The 15,110-nt window shown below is 62.9% G+C and carries 19 protein-coding genes; 15 read left to right on the top strand and 4 right to left on the bottom strand.

From position 1 onward, the window contains the following. The first annotated feature begins 1 nt into the window (after nucleotide 1). The 13 genes from urtD to JQ609_RS22165 all read left to right on the top strand — a co-directional run bounded on the left by urtD (nucleotide 2) and on the right by JQ609_RS22165 (nucleotide 10,159). Nucleotides 2-763, top strand: a complete 762-nt coding sequence (gene urtD, locus JQ609_RS22225) for an urea ABC transporter ATP-binding protein UrtD (RefSeq protein WP_212206303.1) — start codon at nucleotides 2-4, stop codon at nucleotides 761-763. A gap of 87 nt (nucleotides 764-850) precedes the next feature. Then, a complete protein-coding gene (urtE, locus tag JQ609_RS22220; RefSeq protein ID WP_212274968.1) occupies nucleotides 851-1,546 on the top strand; it encodes an urea ABC transporter ATP-binding subunit UrtE in 696 nt (231 codons plus the stop codon). A 43-nt stretch (nucleotides 1,547-1,589) separates the two neighbouring features. Next, complete coding sequence (locus JQ609_RS22215; protein WP_212274967.1) at nucleotides 1,590-2,426, top strand: urease accessory protein UreD; 837 nt, start codon at nucleotides 1,590-1,592, stop codon at nucleotides 2,424-2,426. A 44-nt stretch (nucleotides 2,427-2,470) separates the two neighbouring features. Then, nucleotides 2,471-2,773: an urease subunit gamma gene (locus JQ609_RS22210; protein WP_192737167.1), complete on the top strand. Its 303-nt coding sequence runs from the start codon at nucleotides 2,471-2,473 to the stop codon at nucleotides 2,771-2,773. Nucleotides 2,774-2,938: 165 nt separating this feature from the next. Next, the gene (locus JQ609_RS22205; protein WP_212206313.1) at nucleotides 2,939-3,244 is read left to right on the top strand and encodes an urease subunit beta; all 306 of its coding nucleotides are present in this window, start codon (nucleotides 2,939-2,941) and stop codon (nucleotides 3,242-3,244) included. Nucleotides 3,245-3,251: 7 nt separating this feature from the next. Beyond that, complete coding sequence (locus JQ609_RS22200; RefSeq protein WP_283813880.1) at nucleotides 3,252-3,614, top strand: immunity 8 family protein; 363 nt, start codon at nucleotides 3,252-3,254, stop codon at nucleotides 3,612-3,614. Between the two features lie 7 nt (nucleotides 3,615-3,621). Then, on the top strand, nucleotides 3,622-5,334 hold the full coding sequence (gene ureC / locus JQ609_RS22195; RefSeq protein ID WP_212274965.1) for an urease subunit alpha: 1,713 nt from the start codon (nucleotides 3,622-3,624) through the stop codon (nucleotides 5,332-5,334). Nucleotides 5,335-5,384: 50 nt separating this feature from the next. Then, nucleotides 5,385-5,684, top strand: a complete 300-nt coding sequence (locus JQ609_RS22190) for a putative quinol monooxygenase (protein ID WP_192737171.1) — start codon at nucleotides 5,385-5,387, stop codon at nucleotides 5,682-5,684. 26 nt (nucleotides 5,685-5,710) lie between these two features. Beyond that, nucleotides 5,711-6,010: a putative quinol monooxygenase gene (locus JQ609_RS22185; protein WP_212274964.1), complete on the top strand. Its 300-nt coding sequence runs from the start codon at nucleotides 5,711-5,713 to the stop codon at nucleotides 6,008-6,010. Nucleotides 6,011-6,015: 5 nt separating this feature from the next. Then, nucleotides 6,016-6,600, top strand: a complete 585-nt coding sequence (gene ureE / locus JQ609_RS22180; protein ID WP_212274963.1) for an urease accessory protein UreE — start codon at nucleotides 6,016-6,018, stop codon at nucleotides 6,598-6,600. Then, on the top strand, nucleotides 6,581-7,309 hold the full coding sequence (locus tag JQ609_RS22175) for an urease accessory protein UreF (RefSeq protein WP_212275022.1): 729 nt from the start codon (nucleotides 6,581-6,583) through the stop codon (nucleotides 7,307-7,309). Before ureE ends, JQ609_RS22175 begins: the two co-directional genes overlap by 20 nt. A gap of 184 nt (nucleotides 7,310-7,493) precedes the next feature. After that, complete coding sequence (ureG, locus tag JQ609_RS22170) at nucleotides 7,494-8,132, top strand: urease accessory protein UreG (RefSeq protein WP_212274962.1); 639 nt, start codon at nucleotides 7,494-7,496, stop codon at nucleotides 8,130-8,132. A 368-nt stretch (nucleotides 8,133-8,500) separates the two neighbouring features. Then, nucleotides 8,501-10,159 (top strand): HWE histidine kinase domain-containing protein, encoded by a 1,659-nt coding sequence (locus JQ609_RS22165; RefSeq protein WP_212274961.1) that lies wholly within the window; start codon nucleotides 8,501-8,503, stop codon nucleotides 10,157-10,159. Between the two features lie 323 nt (nucleotides 10,160-10,482). Here JQ609_RS22165 and JQ609_RS22160 read toward each other — a convergent pair whose 3' ends face one another. Together JQ609_RS22160 and JQ609_RS22155 are read right to left on the bottom strand one after the other, a co-directional pair. After that, nucleotides 10,483-11,028, bottom strand: a complete 546-nt coding sequence (locus tag JQ609_RS22160) for a sigma-70 family RNA polymerase sigma factor (protein WP_192737176.1) — start codon at nucleotides 11,026-11,028, stop codon at nucleotides 10,483-10,485. Continuing rightward, nucleotides 11,028-11,234, bottom strand: a complete 207-nt coding sequence (locus tag JQ609_RS22155) for a NepR family anti-sigma factor (protein WP_212206344.1) — start codon at nucleotides 11,232-11,234, stop codon at nucleotides 11,028-11,030. The genes JQ609_RS22160 and JQ609_RS22155 overlap by 1 nt, the downstream gene beginning before the upstream one ends. Before the next feature lie 283 nt (nucleotides 11,235-11,517). Between JQ609_RS22155 and JQ609_RS22150 the strand changes: the two genes are divergently transcribed. Further along, nucleotides 11,518-12,324, top strand: a complete 807-nt coding sequence (locus JQ609_RS22150; protein ID WP_212206346.1) for a response regulator — start codon at nucleotides 11,518-11,520, stop codon at nucleotides 12,322-12,324. A 224-nt stretch (nucleotides 12,325-12,548) separates the two neighbouring features. Here JQ609_RS22150 and JQ609_RS22145 read toward each other — a convergent pair whose 3' ends face one another. Together JQ609_RS22145 and JQ609_RS22140 are read right to left on the bottom strand one after the other, a co-directional pair. Next, entirely contained in the window at nucleotides 12,549-13,595 is a 1,047-nt protein-coding gene (locus JQ609_RS22145) for a low specificity L-threonine aldolase (RefSeq protein WP_212274960.1), read from the bottom strand. 236 nt (nucleotides 13,596-13,831) lie between these two features. Next, the gene (locus tag JQ609_RS22140) at nucleotides 13,832-13,999 is read right to left on the bottom strand and encodes a hypothetical protein (protein WP_212206349.1); all 168 of its coding nucleotides are present in this window, start codon (nucleotides 13,997-13,999) and stop codon (nucleotides 13,832-13,834) included. 450 nt (nucleotides 14,000-14,449) lie between these two features. On the opposite strand from JQ609_RS22140, the gene JQ609_RS22135 reads away from it, so the two are divergent. Then, complete coding sequence (locus JQ609_RS22135; protein WP_212274959.1) at nucleotides 14,450-14,857, top strand: hypothetical protein; 408 nt, start codon at nucleotides 14,450-14,452, stop codon at nucleotides 14,855-14,857. The last annotated feature ends 253 nt before the right edge of the window (nucleotides 14,858-15,110 follow it).

The raw sequence follows: 15,110 nt of genomic DNA, 5'->3' as shown, positions 1-15,110 counted from the left end.
CATGAACGCGATGAATACCAGGACGACGTCCGCGCTGCTCTATCTCGACGGCGTGCACGTCTCGTTCGACGGCTTCCACGCCATCAACAATCTGTCGCTGACGCTGGAGCCGGGCGAGATGCGCGCCATCATCGGCCCCAACGGCGCCGGCAAGACCACGATGATGGACATCATCACCGGCAAGACCAAGCCGGACGAGGGGGTGGTGCTGTTCGACGGCGTCACCGACCTGACGCGCCTCGATGAAACCCGCATCGCCGAACTCGGCATCGGCCGCAAATTCCAGAAGCCGACGGTGTTCGAGAGCCAGACCATCGAGGACAATCTGTTGCTGGCGCTCAATGTCGATCACAGCGTCAAGGGCACGCTGTTCTGGCGCGGCAGCAAGCCCGACGCCGAGCGCATCGAGCGCGTGCTGGAAACCATCCGCTTGAAGGATTCGCGGACCAAGCTCGCCGGGAGCCTGTCGCACGGCCAGAAACAATGGCTCGAGATCGGCATGCTGCTGGCGCAGGATCCGAAACTGCTGCTGGTCGACGAGCCCGTTGCCGGCATGACCGACGTCGAGACCCATCAGACCGCCGAGCTGCTCAAGGAAATCAACAAGGACAAGACCATCATGGTGGTCGAGCACGACATGACCTTCGTACGCGAACTCGGCGTCAAGGTGACCTGCCTGCACGAAGGCACCGTGTTGGCGGAGGGAACCATCGACCAGGTTTCGCGCAATGATCGCGTGGTCGAAGTGTATCTGGGAAGGTAGAGGGCGAGTAGCGAATGGCGAATAGCGAATGGGTTCTTTTTACTATTCGCCATTCGCTACGCGCCATTCGCCCGAAAAGGGCATCGCATGTTAAACGTTGACAACATCAGCCTCTATTACGGCGCGGCGCAGGCGCTGCGCGGCGTCTCGATCAAGGCCGAGCCCGGCAAGGTGACCTGCGTGCTCGGCCGCAACGGCGTCGGCAAGACCTCGCTGCTGCGCGCGATGGTTGGCCAATATCCGATTGCCTCGGGTTCGATCACGCTCAACGGCGACGATATCACCGGCCTCAAGCCGTATGAGCGGGCCCGAAAAGGCATCGGCTTCGTGCCGCAGGGCCGCGAGATTTTTCCGCTGCTGACGGTGGAGGAAAATCTCAAGACCGGCTTTGGCCCGCTGAAGCGTGACGACCGCAATATTCCCGACGACGTGTTCTCGCTGTTTCCGGTTCTGAACTCGATGCTCGGCCGGCGCGGCGGCGACCTCTCCGGCGGCCAGCAGCAGCAGCTCGCGATTGGCCGGGCGCTGGTGATGCGGCCGAAACTGCTGCTGCTCGACGAGCCGACCGAGGGGATCCAGCCCTCGATCATCAAGGATATCGGCCGCGCCATCTCCTATCTGCGCAGCCTCGGCACCATGGCGATCGTGCTGGTCGAACAATATCTCGACTTTGCCTGCGAGCTCGGCGACAATTTCGCGGTCATGGACCGGGGCGCGGTGAAATATGCGTGCGAGCGGAGCGCGATGGATCCCGCCGAGATCAGCCGCCAGATGGCGCTGTAACTTTAAAACGGATTGAGCCGCGGCGGCCGGTTTTGGGGAACGGATGCGGACCGAATCGACGGGCGCAGCTTCATCGACTTTCGCTGACAACCGGGCCCGGGGCGCGGTCAAGTTCGACGTGCGGCTGCAGGATGGTGTCACCCGCCGCGGGACTTTGCATGAATCCGGCTCGCTGCGCGTGCGGTTTCCCTCGCCCGAAGACGACGGCCTGTCCGGCGTGTTCGTCAACACGGCCGGCGGCATCGCCGGCGACGACCGTTTCGACATCGACATTGCGGCCGGTGAGGGCGCGCGGCTGACGCTGACGACCGCGGCGGCCGAGAAGGTCTATCGCGCGCCGGGACCTGCGGCCCAGCTCAACATTGCGCTCAGGGCCGAGGCGGGGGCGCACCTTTCCTGGTTGCCACAGGAGACCATCCTGTTCGACCGTGCGCGGATCTTGCGGCGCATCGATATCGACCTGGCGGATGACGCCTCGCTTTTGCTGTGCGAAATCGTGGTGTTCGGCCGCGCCGCGATGGGCGAGCGGATGCTGCATGGCGAGTTCGTCGATCGCTGGCGGCTGCGCCGCGGTGGCCGGCTGGTGTTTGCCGAAACCATCCAGCTCGCCGGCGATATCGGCGCAAAGCTCGCGCAACCCGCCATCGCCAAAGGCGGCGTTGCCATCGGCACCGCGCTGATCGTGCCCGGCGATGAAGCCGTAGTGGAGCGGATCCGCGAAGCTGCTGACACGTTCGGCGGCGAGGTCGGAATCTCCGCGTGGAATGGATTTGCAATGGCGCGCTTCTGTGCCCAAGATGCGGCGCGGCTCCGCGCCGACATGATGACCGTGCTCGGCCGCGCCTCCGGCGTGCCGCTGCCAAGACTCTGGCTTAATTAACGTCTCTGGCTCAACTAAGATCGATCCATTACTCGAGTGCCCGCATGAATCTCTCCCCCCGCGAAAAAGACAAGCTCCTGATCTCGATGGCCGCGATGGTGGCGCGCCGCAGGCTGGAGCGCGGCGTCAAGCTCAACCACCCCGAAGCGATCGCGATCATTTCCGATTTCATCGTCGAGGGCGCGCGCGACGGCCGTACGGTGGCCGATCTGATGCAGGCCGGCGCGCAGGTGATTACGCGGGCGCAGTGCATGGATGGGATTCCCGAGATGATCCACGACATCCAGGTCGAGGCGACGTTTCCGGACGGCACCAAACTCGTCACCGTGCATGAGCCGATACGATGACAAGCATCCGCTATCTCGTCATGCCCGGGCTTGTCCCGGGCATCCACGTCTTTCGAACCGCAAGTAAGACGTGGATGGCCGGGACATAGGCGAGCGGAAGCGACGCCGTCCTTCAGACGGCTATGCCCGGCCATGACGTAACAAAGTGTTGTGAGGTAAACGAAGATGATCCCCGGTGAACGCTTCATCCAGGACGGCGAGATCGAACTCAATGCCGGCCGCAAGACCGTGACGCTGACGGTCGCCAATACCGGCGACCGGCCGATCCAGGTCGGCTCGCACTACCATTTCTTCGAAACCAATCCGGCGCTGAAGTTCGACCGCAAAAAAGCCCGCGGCATGCGTCTCGACATCGCCGCCGGCACGGCGGTCCGCTTCGAACCCGGCCAGACCCGCGACGTGCAGCTCGTCGCGCTTGCGGGCAAGCGTGTGGTCTACGGCTTTCGCGGCGAGGTACAGGGCAAGCTGTGAGCCGACAATGCGGGCAACGCTAAAATCGTTGGTGCCTAACGACTATCCGTCCTTGGAACAGTTCACACCTGATGATGAGCAGAATTTTGGTCTTTGGCTTACCTTGGACATAGGACCGGCCGATAGTGATGGAGCCGAAATTTTTCAGCTTCTTTATTGTTCGCCCATTTGGTTTCATGAGCATGAACTAGGGGACGGCGTGCGATCGGGCGAGCATACGGTCTTTACTAAAATATATGATCGTCATGCGCTCGTTGCTTTTGTGGAAAGTCGAGTTCAGGCTTGCGAAGGAATAGATTGGCACGAAATTGCTCTAAAGCTTTCCCGTCTTTTCCATTGGGAATTCGACGGATATTCGCCGTCAACTTGAGGAACTCATGTCCGTAAAAATCAAACGTTCCGTCTATGCCGACATGTTCGGGCCCACCACCGGCGACCGGGTGCGGCTGGCCGATACCGATCTCATCATCGAGGTGGAAAAGGATTTCACCATCTATGGCGAAGAGGTGAAATTCGGCGGCGGCAAGGTGATCCGCGACGGCATGGGGCAGTCGCAGGTCACCAACCGGCAGGGCGCGGCGGACACCGTCATCACCAACGCGCTGATCGTCGACCACTGGGGCATCGTGAAAGCCGACGTCGCGATCAAGGAGGGTATGATCTCGGCGATCGGCAAGGCCGGCAATCCCGACATCCAGCCGGGTGTGACCATCGTGATCGGGCCCGGCACCGACATCATCGCAGGCGAGGGAAAAATCCTCACCGCCGGCGGTTTCGACAGCCACATCCATTTCATCTGCCCGCAGCAGATCGAACACGCGCTGATGAGTGGCGTCACCTCGATGCTGGGCGGCGGCACGGGCCCGTCGCACGGCACCTTTGCCACCACCTGTACGCCCGGCCCCTGGCACATGGGGCGGATGATCCAGTCGTTCGACGCATTTCCGGTCAATCTCGGCATTTCCGGCAAGGGCAACGCGGCGCGCCCGGCGGCGCTGGTGGAGATGATCAAGGGCGGCGCCTGTGCGCTCAAGCTGCACGAGGATTGGGGCACCACGCCGGCGGCGATCGACAACTGCCTGTCGGTGGCCGACGATTACGACGTCCAGGTGATGCTGCATTCCGACACGCTGAACGAGTCCGGCTTTGTCGAAGACACAGTGAAGGCCTTCAAGGGCCGCACCATCCACGCCTTCCACACCGAAGGCGCCGGCGGCGGCCACGCGCCGGATATCATAAAAATTGCCGGCCTGAAGAACGTGCTGCCGTCCTCGACCAACCCGACGCGGCCGTTCACGCGCAATACCATCGACGAGCATCTCGACATGCTGATGGTGTGCCACCATCTCGACCCGTCGATCGCGGAAGATCTCGCGTTCGCCGAAAGCCGCATCCGGAAAGAAACCATCGCGGCGGAAGACATTCTGCACGATCTCGGCGCGCTCTCGATGATGTCGTCGGACTCGCAGGCCATGGGCCGGCTCGGCGAGGTCATCATCCGCACCTGGCAGACTGCGGACAAGATGAAGAAGCAGCGCGGCTCGCTGCCCGAGGACAAGGGCAACAACGACAATTTCCGCGTCAAGCGCTACATCGCCAAATACACCATCAATCCCGCGATCGCGCATGGCGTGTCGAAGCTGATCGGCTCGGTGGAGAAGGGCAAGATGGCCGACCTCGTGCTGTGGTCGCCGGCGTTCTTTGGCGTCAAGCCGGATTGCATCATCAAGGGCGGCTCGATCGTGGCAGCTCCGATGGGCGATCCCAACGCGTCGATCCCGACGCCGCAGCCCGTGCATTACCGGCCGATGTTCGCGGCATACGGCAAGGCGCTGACCGCTTCATCCGTGGTGTTCACCTCCAGGGCCGCGATCACAGGCGGGCTGGCGCGCAAGCTCGGCATCGCCAAAAAGCTCTATCCGGTGAAAAATACCCGGGACGGCATCTCCAAGAAGAGCATGATCCATAACGGCGCCACGCCCAAGATCGAGGTCGATGCCGAGACCTATGAGGTACGCGCAGACGGCGAGCTTCTGACCTGCGCGCCGGCCGAGGTACTGCCCATGGCGCAGCGCTATTTCATGTACTAGGGTTTCTCCCAGGCAGTCTTAGCCAGAACAAAAATCCGGGAGGATTCTTCGTGATTTACGTCGTTGCCACGCTGACCATCAAGCCTGAAACGCGCGCCGATTTCATCGCGGCGGCCACCGCCTGCATCATGGAAACCCGGAAAGAGCCGGGCAACATCGCCTATGATCTGCATGAAAGCGTCACCGACCATTCCAAGATGGTGTTCGTCGAGCAGTGGGAGAACATGGAGGCGCTGGGACCGCACCGCACCGCCGAGCACATGAAAACCTTCGGCCGCGTCGCGGTCAAATGCATGAGCGCGCCGCCGAAGATCGAATACATCACCCCCGAAAAAGTCGAAACCCGCTAATCAAGAAACGCAAAGGGAGAAAATCCATGATCTACGTCATCGCCACCACGCCGATGAAGCCGGAAAGCAAGGACGACTTCATCAAGGGGCACAAGGCCTGCACCGCCGAGACGCTCAAGGAGAAGGGCTGCCTCTCCTATGAAGGCCATGTCAGCGTCAACAATCCCAATCTGTATGTGGTGGTGGAGCGCTGGGAGACCCGCGACGACCTCAATGCGCACGGCAAGGCGCCGCACATGAAGGTGTGGCGGGAATATTCGTCGCAGATGAAGACGGCACCGACCGTGATCGAGATCATCAGCGACGGCAAGGTGGAGAAACTGTAACTCAGATGATCCGCGCAACACGCGTTCAGGGCCAGCATCGCTGGACGGAAGCCGCCGCCGATACCGTGGTGCTCGATTTCGACGATCGGCACCGGCGGCGCATGGCGATGACGGGCACTCGCGGGCTCGAATTCCTGCTCGACCTGGAAAACGCCATCGCGCTTCGCGGCGGCGACGCGCTGGTGCTGGAAGACGGCCGCCTGATCGAGGTGGTCGCTGCCCCCGAGCCGCTGATCGAGATCCGCGGCACGGATCCGCTGCATCTCGTCCGCGTCGCCTGGCATCTCGGCAACCGCCATCTGCCGACCCAGATCATGCCGAAGGGCCTGCGCATCCGCAGGGATCATGTCATCGAGGCGATGGTGAAGGGGCTGGGCGCGCGCATCATCGAGATCGAGGCGCCGTTCGATCCCGAAGGCGGCGCCTATGCCGGCCATGCCCATGCACCGGAAGCCGCGCATGGGCATACCGGCCACGACCATTCCTCGCACGGTCATTCACACGATCACGACCACCACCATCATCATGACGAGCATTGCGACCACGATCATCACCACCACGATCATTCCCATGCTCATGACCACAAGTGAGCCCGTCCCGGCTGACGGGATGACGGCAGACGAGGGAGCGGCGCTGTACCGGCTGATGACGTGGCTGTCGCCGGCCTTTCCGGTGGGCGCGTTCTCCTATTCCAGTGGCATCGAATGGGCGGTGGAGGCCGGTGACATCACCGATGCCGCCTCGTTGCGCGCGTGGTTGACGGCGATGCTGGCCGACGGCTCGGGCTTTTGCGACGGCGTGTTTCTGGCGCAGGCGCACCGGGCGGCGACTGCAAACGACAGAGCCGTGCTGCGCGAGATCACGGAGCTTGCCGCGGCCTTCGTGCCGTCGCGCGAGCGCCAGCTCGAAACCTCGACCCAGGGCCGCGCCTTCATCGACATCGCGCGCGCGGCCTGGACCTGCGACGGCCTCGACGAGCTGGTTTCAGCTTGCGGCGGCGTCACCATCTATCCCGTCGCGGTCGGCCTCGTCAGCGCCGCGCACAAAATTCCGCTGGCGCCGGCGATGCATGCGTTCCTGCATGCGGTGGTCTCGAACTGGATTTCCGCAGGCGCGCGACTGGTGCCATTGGGGCAGACCGACAGCCAGCGCATCCTGGCCGCACTGGAGCCGGTGGTGGTCGCCACCGCGCAGCGCGCGCTGCAGGCCTCGCTCGACGATCTCGGCAGCGCAACGTTTCGCGCCGATCTCGCCAGTCTTCGGCATGAGACGCAGTATACGAGGCTGTTCCGGTCATGATGTGCAGGGCACTTCTCCCTCCACACGTCGTCCCGGCGAACTCAGATGCGCAATTGCGCATCGGGGGGACCCATAGCCACCGGCGATGGTGTTGCGGAAGAGCGTCGGCCATCGTGCCCGACTGAAAGATCACGCGGTATGGGTCCCGGCGTTCGCCGGGACGACAATCGAGGGAATGTTTTAAATGTCCAAATCTCACGGCCCCCTGCGTGTCGGCGTCGGCGGTCCCGTCGGCTCCGGCAAGACCGCGCTGATGGACCTGCTCTGCAAATCGATGCGCGAGCGTTACGACATCGCCGCGATCACCAACGACATCTACACCAAATGGGACGCCGAGTTCCTGGTGCGCTCGGGCTCGCTGACGGCGGACCGCATCGCCGGCGTCGAGACCGGCGGTTGTCCGCATACCGCGATCCGCGAGGACGCCTCGATGAATCTCGCTGCCGTCGCCGACATGCGCGCCAAATTCCCCAATCTCGATCTGGTGCTGATCGAGTCGGGCGGCGACAATCTGGCCGCCACCTTCTCGCCCGAACTCGCCGATCTCACGATCTACGTGATCGACGTCGCCGCCGGCGACAAGATCCCGTCCAAGGGCGGGCCGGGCATCACCCGCTCGGACCTTTTGGTCATCAACAAGATCGACCTCGCGCCGCATGTCGGCGCGTCGCTGGAAAAGATGGATACCGACGCCAAGAGGATGCGGGGCGAGCGCCCCTTCGTGATGACCAATCTGAAGAAGAGCGAGGGGCTCGAGCGCATCATCGGCTTCATCGAGACCAAGGGCGGCCTGCGCCCGGCGCCGAAGGCCAAGGTTGGGTAGAGCAAGGCTGGATAGAGGCTGGTTAACGCCGCCGGATGTGGTTAACGGCCGCGGCCCACCGCCCTGCGCCGGCGCGCCTTCTTAAATCCGCCATCCCGGGGCGCGAGGCTGACAGGATATCGCTTCGCAAGATATTGCCGGGATGCCTGGAACCAAACGGGTCCGGCTTCATTAGCATCTTCTGGCCCCGCGAAATCAGCGTTAGCGGCGGCCACTTGTTGCCCGCTGCCAACCCGTTAGTTGCGTGCTGATGATCGCTCATTCATATTCGCCCGCGATCGGCCGTCGTCCGGTTTACATTTGTTGCCGTCCCGGCAGACCTCGAATGTTTTCTTCTCTGCGCCAACACTTTATTCCCGAGTAAGCGAGTGGTCCGGCTGGGTTTCATTATCGGCTTCATCGCGCTGATCGGAGTTCTGCTCTCCGGTCTTGCGGCCTATCGCGTCCATGAACAGGAAGTGACCCTTGACGGCATCGCGCTGGCGCGCGCCATCGACGTCCACGCCAGTCTGGTGCAGGACCGGCTGACCGAGCGCGAGCTGCTGGCGCGCGTCGCCTCCGGCCTGTTTCGCGCGCCGTCGGTGCTCAAGGCCAACATGCTGCAGCCGCTGCGCGCGTCGATCTACGCCTTCAAGACCGATTTCGTGGTCGCCAACTGGATCGCGCGACTCAAGCCGGACGAACTGGAAGCGGCGCGCGCGGTGCTGAAGAGCTCGGGATTCACCGATCCGACGATTCGCGATTTCGACGACCAGCCGCTGGACATGAAGGCGATCGACAAGCCGATCAACGTGCTGATGGACCTCGAGCCGCGCAGCGCGGATACGCTGAGCTTTCCAGGCCGCGCTTACGACCGCCACTCGATCATCGGGCCGGTGCTGACGCAGGTGATGGAGGGCGGCAAGCCTGTCGCGTCGGACCCGATCCCGCTGTTGCGCAAGGATGGTCCGGTCGGAATCGTGCTCGCCGCGCCGGTCTATCAGGAAGGCTCCAGCGAGGCCGCTGGCTTCGTCACCTTTTCCTACGAACTGGCGACGCTGATGCTGACCAATGACGACCAGTCGCTGTTTGCGGTGGTGCTGAAGGACCCGACTGACGTCAATGACGAATTCGTCGCCAACGACCAGGGTGTCGTCACCTTGCAACCGGTCAAGCCGGAGGGCCCGGCGCCGTCGATGGTTCGCACCGTGACCTTCGGCGGCCGCGACTGGTCGCTCGGCTATTACGCCAAGTCCAACGTGGCCGTGCGGGCGCAGCAGACGGCGGCGATCGTGGCGGCGATCGGGCTGGCGCTGACCGGCATCGTCTGCGGCCTGTTCGGCTATGTCGCCTACAACAACTTAAGGCTCAGCCGCGAGATCCAGGTGCGGATCGGCTTCGAGCGGCGGCTGACGGCCGTGATCGACGAGCTTAACCACCGGGTCAAGAACATCCTCGCGGTGATCCAGTCGATCGTGACGCGAACGCTGCGCCACGGCTCCGACATCGATGTCTCGCGCGAGCTTTTGATCGGCCGCATTCACGCGATGTCGAACGTGGTCACGCTGCTGAGCGAGAGCCAGTGGCAGGGCGTCAAGCTGAAGGGGCTGTTCGAGGCGCGCGCGATACCGCATGCTGATCGCATCGCGGTCAACGGTCCTGACATCGCGGTGAGCGCGCGCGCCGCGCAATCGCTGTCGCTGTTGTTCTTCGAACTGGCGTCGCATTCCGACGAGGGCCTGTCGCTGGTCGGCAAGCATCCGCATATCGTTGCGAACTGGGAAATATCGGGCGAGGAGCCGGATACGGTTTTCCATTTCCGCTGGGAGGAGTTCAACACGTCAGCGGCGACGCGGCGCGAGGACAGTGATTTCGGCCTGATCCTGCTTGACCGCGTGGCGCCGGAAGCGCTCGGCGGCACCGCCAAGCGCTTCTTCACCGACGTCAGCTACGTCTATGAGCTGACCGCGCCCATGGTCACCGTCGTCGACATGACCGAACGCGACCGCACCGAACAGCTCTCCGCCCCGGTGCGGCCGGTGAAGTAGCGACGTCGTAGGGTGGGCAAAGCGCAAGCGTGCCCGCCATTCAAACAATGATTCGATCGATGGTGGGCACGGCGCAAGTGCGCCTTTGCCCACCCTACGATTCCGGAACCAAATTACTCGTTCGAGAATTTTATCCGTATCAATCAGATGACGGACGGAGACGCACCATGGGACGCTATCTGCTGTTATGGATGCTCGGCATACCCCTGCCAATTCTCGTGCTGATCTACGCCTTCGGCGGCCTGAACTAGAAACCCAGAACTTCCCGACAACAAAAAAGCGGCCCGGTCGGGCCGCCTTTTCGTCATGCGAACCGGTGCATGTCAGTTGTTGCCGCCGATCACCGCGCGCACCGTGTTGTCGGGGCCGAAATCCTCGGCGCCGTCGACATAGAGCAGGGCGGAAAGCTTCGAGCGCGCGCGGTTGACGCGGCTCTTGATGGTGCCGACCGCGCAGCCGCAGATGGCGGCAGCGTCCTCATAGGAGAAGCCGGAGGCGCCGACCAGGATCAAGGCTTCGCGCTGGTCCTGCGGCAGCTTGTCGAGCGCGACGCGAAACTCCTCGAACTCCAGATGCGCGTTCTGCGCCGGCTGGGTCTTCAGCGTCTTGGCGTAATTGCCCTCGGCGTCCTCGACCTCGCGCCGCCGCTTGCGATAGTCGGAGCGGAACAGGTTGCGCAGGATCGTGAACAGCCAGGCCGGCAGGTTCGAACCGGGCTGGAACGAGTCGATGTTGGCGATCGCGCGCAGCAACGTTTCCTGCACCAGATCGTCCGCACGGTCGCCATTGCCGCTGAGCGAGATCGCGAACGCGCGCAAGGACGGTACCGACGCCAGGATGTCGTCGCGAAGTGAATCTGTGAGAGGCATTAGTCCCTCCCGTCAGTTTTTGCAGCTTGGTCCGGTTGGGCCGTTTGAGCCACCGCCGCTTCGGGCCCGTCGAGCTTCCGGATCAGCTCCGCAAAGCGGTCTGGCACCCCTTGCCGCACCACGTCGTCATACATGGCGCGCAGCTGGTGGCCGATTCTAGACTGGATCTCTGCATTGAGACCGCCCTGCTTCTTTGCTTCTTTCATGATGTCATCCACGCTTCCCCGAGTGTTAAGTACCTTGTATTTCAAGACTTTTCCTCGAAATTAGGCCTTGGCCGCCCGCGCTCTTGGTCAAATCCTAATGCGATGGGTCCCGAAAAGTTCCGAAATTGGGGAACTGTTTGAAGGAACTTTTTCGCCGCTCAGGCGTATTCGGGGATGACAGGGGAACCGGGTCGCCCCGTTTCAGGATAGGCTACGCCGGACCAGGCGTTCAGGTTCGACCCAGATGTGGCCCGCACGGGCCTCAGACAAGGATGGAGTGGGGATGTCCCGATCACAGCTCGTTGCTGAACATTTGCCGCTGTTGCGGCGCTACGCCCGCGCGCTGACCGGAAACCAGTCGTCAGGTGACGCTTATGTCGGGGCCATGCTGGAGGCCCTGCTGCAGGATGGCTCGCTGCTCGACGAAAAGCACGGTCCGCGCGCCGGACTGTTCCGGCTGTTCACGCAGATCTGGAATTCAGTCTCGGTCAACGAGAACCCGGATGTTGCGACGCTGGCCCTGCCGTCGGAGCGCCGGCTCTCGAACATCACGCCGTTGCCGCGCCAGGCCTTCCTCCTGCTGTCGCTGGAGGGTTTTTCCGAAGAAGAAGTCTCGTTCATCCTCGGCACCGACATCGCCGAGACCCGCAAGCTTGCGGACGCTGCCGGCCGCGAGATGGCGGCGGAAATCGCCACCGACGTTCTCATCATCGAGGACGAGACCTTCATCGCGATGGACCTCGAAAGCCTCGTGAAGAACCTCGGTCACAACGTCATTGGCGTCGCCCGCACCCATGCCGATGCGGTCGCGCTCGCCAAGAACAAGAAGCCGGGCCTGATCCTCGCCGACATCCAGCTCGCCGACGGCTCGTCCGGCCTCGATGCGGTCAACGAGCTGTTGAAGGTGTTCGAGGTCCCCGTGGTGTTCATCACCGCCTACCCCGAGCGCTTCCTCACCGGCGAGCGTCCGGAGCCGGCGTTCCTGATCTCCAAACCGTTCCAGCCCGCGATGGTCTCGGCGGTGGCGAGCCAGGCGCTGTTCTTCCAGCGTAACTCCCGCAATCGCGCCCCACGGGCGGCGACGGGTTAGTTCGTAAGGCTATCGCTTAACGGCGCGCTTCACAGCGCGCCGTTTTTCTTTGTCGTCGCTCCGGCTTTCTTTCGTCGTCCCGGCGAAGGCCGGGACCCATACGCCGCGGCCGGAATTGTTGGAAAGAAAGATAACGACCAGCGCGCAAACAATTGCCGCCGGTGGTTGGTTATGGGTCCCGGCCTTCGCCGGGGACGACGGAGGATAGAGTTGAGCTGCGCCACTCACTTGCGCGCCCCACACACCTCCCTGATATCCCGCGCCAGCGTATCGACCCTGTCCGGATCGGCGTCCCAGGCGAACATGAAACGCGCGCCGCCGCCGATGAAAGTATAAAATTGCCAGCCGCGCTGGCGCAGCGCTTCCAGCCGGTCGGCGGAGGCGCGCAGGAACACCGCATTGGCCTCCACCGGAAACATCGGCTTGAAATCCGGCAGGTCGGCGACCGCGGCAGCGAGCCGGGCGGCGCCGGCGTTGGCATGCTGCGCATTGCGCAGCCACGCGCCATCCTGCAGCATGCCGACCCAGGGGGCTGCAAGGAAGCGCATCTTCGAGGCAAGCTGCCCCGCCTGCTTGCAGCGATAGTCAAAATCCTCGGCGAGACGCGGATCGAAAAACAGGATCGCTTCGCCGACCGCCATGCCGTTCTTGGTGCCGCCGAAACACAGCAAATCGACTCCGGCCTTCCAGGTCATCTCCGCCGGCGAACAATTCAGCGACGCACAGGCGTTGGCAAAGCGGGCGCCGTCCATGTGCAGCCGCAGGCCGATTTCGCGGCAGGTCGCTGACAGCGCACGGATTTCAGCCAGCGAATACACCTGGCCGGTCTCGGTCGGCTGCGTGATCGTGACCACGCGCGGTTTTGGGAAATGAATGTCGGATCGACCGGTGGCGAGGGCGACCACCTGCTCCGGCGTCAGCTTGCCGTCCTCGCTCGCCGCGATCAGAAGTTTTGAGCCGTTGGAGAAGAATTCCGGCGCGCCGCATTCGTCGGTCTCCACATGCGCCGACGAAGAGCAGATCACGCTGTGATAGGACTGGCACAGCGACGCCAGTGCCAGCGAATTGGCGGCGGTGCCGTTGAAGGCGAAAAACACCTCGGCATCCGGCTTCTCGAACAACGCCCGGAACGCATCAGAAGCGCGCTGGGTCCAGGGATCGTCGCCATAGGCGGTCGCGTGCCCCTGATTGGCCTCCGCCATCGCCGCCCACGCTTCCGGGCAAATGCCGGCATAATTGTCGCTCGCAAACTGCTGGGGATTGGGGGTCATCGCTGGGATCGCTTTCGTCGGGGGAGATCTGCAACCGGGCAGCCGGCTCGGCACCTTTTGCCAAGGTTTTTTATCAGGCTGCAAGGCGGCTTTGCCGACGGGGGGCATCATTTGCGACGAAACCAGGCCGTGTTCGCATGGCTTTCAACGAAAAACCCGCCGGGTTGAGTGGCGGGCTTCCCTGGCATTACCTCGCGCGCGGGCCGTGGCGGCCTACGCGACCTTCCGAGCACCGATCAACCCTTGTACGTCCCGGCGACGACCATCCGCACCGCCAGAAGCATTTCGTATTGGGCTTTTGATACCTGATGGCGTTCGCCACCGGACACGATGTCGAGTTCGTTGTCCGAGAGCGCACTGTCTTCGAAGCGAGCTGCGTAAGCGTCGTTGATCTGCACGTTCATGGCAGTTCTCCTGTTTGCGAGGTGGGGCGCGACCACCGCGTCCCCTTGTCCCTCGATTTGGAGAATGCCCGCTGCCGAGCCGGAAAGCTGTTACCTGGGGAACAAGCCCCGCGCCCGACCTGGCTGAGTACTTGGCCGGGTACAAAGCGGAAATCGATCGGCCAGCGTTTGCCGCAACGATCAGGGGGAACGGAATGCCAGCCGGACAATTCGTTGTCAGGCGCAAAATAAAAAGCGGGGCGCGACCGGCATCACCACGGTCGCGCCCCACATCACCGGTCTATGGGGCAGGGGGAATGACCGGCTTTTGGAAAGACTCACAAGCCGGAGAGTCGTTCCAGGCGCCTTCAAATATTTTCGTACACGGTTAAGTGATCGGTTGTCCGCCGAACCCGCACGGCCTGGTTCGTGTTGTGTTCATGATCGCCATGGGGCGAGGGACACACCAACATGTCACAGATTCATAAGGGAATTTTCGGTTCGCTCGCGATCGCCCTGACCCTAGGCGCGGGCGCGGTCCAGCTCGCCTTCGCCCACGACCTGATCGGCGGTCGCCAGGTTACGGCTGCGGCGCCCGAAACCGGCGTCAATCGCGCCGGCAAGTCCGATCGCGCGTCGGTTCCCGCCTCGCCCGGGCAGACCCAGACCATTACGCTGCGGCACGACGGCGTCGCCGATACCTCGGTGCTGGTCCGCATGCCTGTCGCCAAAGCGGCGCGCAACGAAACGCGCAACCCGGCCCCGACACCGCCGGTGACCAAGCCCCCGCCCAGAAAAATCGCCATCGCCTGCGAGCCGCCGGTCAGCGTCCTGACCGATGTAGCCAAGCTGCTCCAGCCCGGGCGGTGCGTGACGTAAGCGGTGTTGGTCGCCATCTCTCTTGCGTCGTCATTCCCCGATGCGCGATTGCGCATCTGAGGGCGCGCCGCTTGGCACGAGCCTCGCAATGACGGTTGAGTGCGACAAAACAACCCGACGGGCAAATCAGTTCCGATTTTCAGAAATCGTGTCAAGCAGAAAATTTCTGTAAATCGAAAATATTTCTGTTGTCGGCCGACCCAAATCAGTGCGCATCTATCGCCATCCCGCCCTGGTCAGAAGGGCGTCGGCC

Source organism: Bradyrhizobium sp. AUGA SZCCT0169 (genome assembly GCF_018130085.1).
Lineage (GTDB): Bacteria > Pseudomonadota > Alphaproteobacteria > Rhizobiales > Xanthobacteraceae > Bradyrhizobium.
Note: the sequence above shows the minus strand (reverse complement) of the source record. Positions and strands in the feature narration are given on the sequence as shown.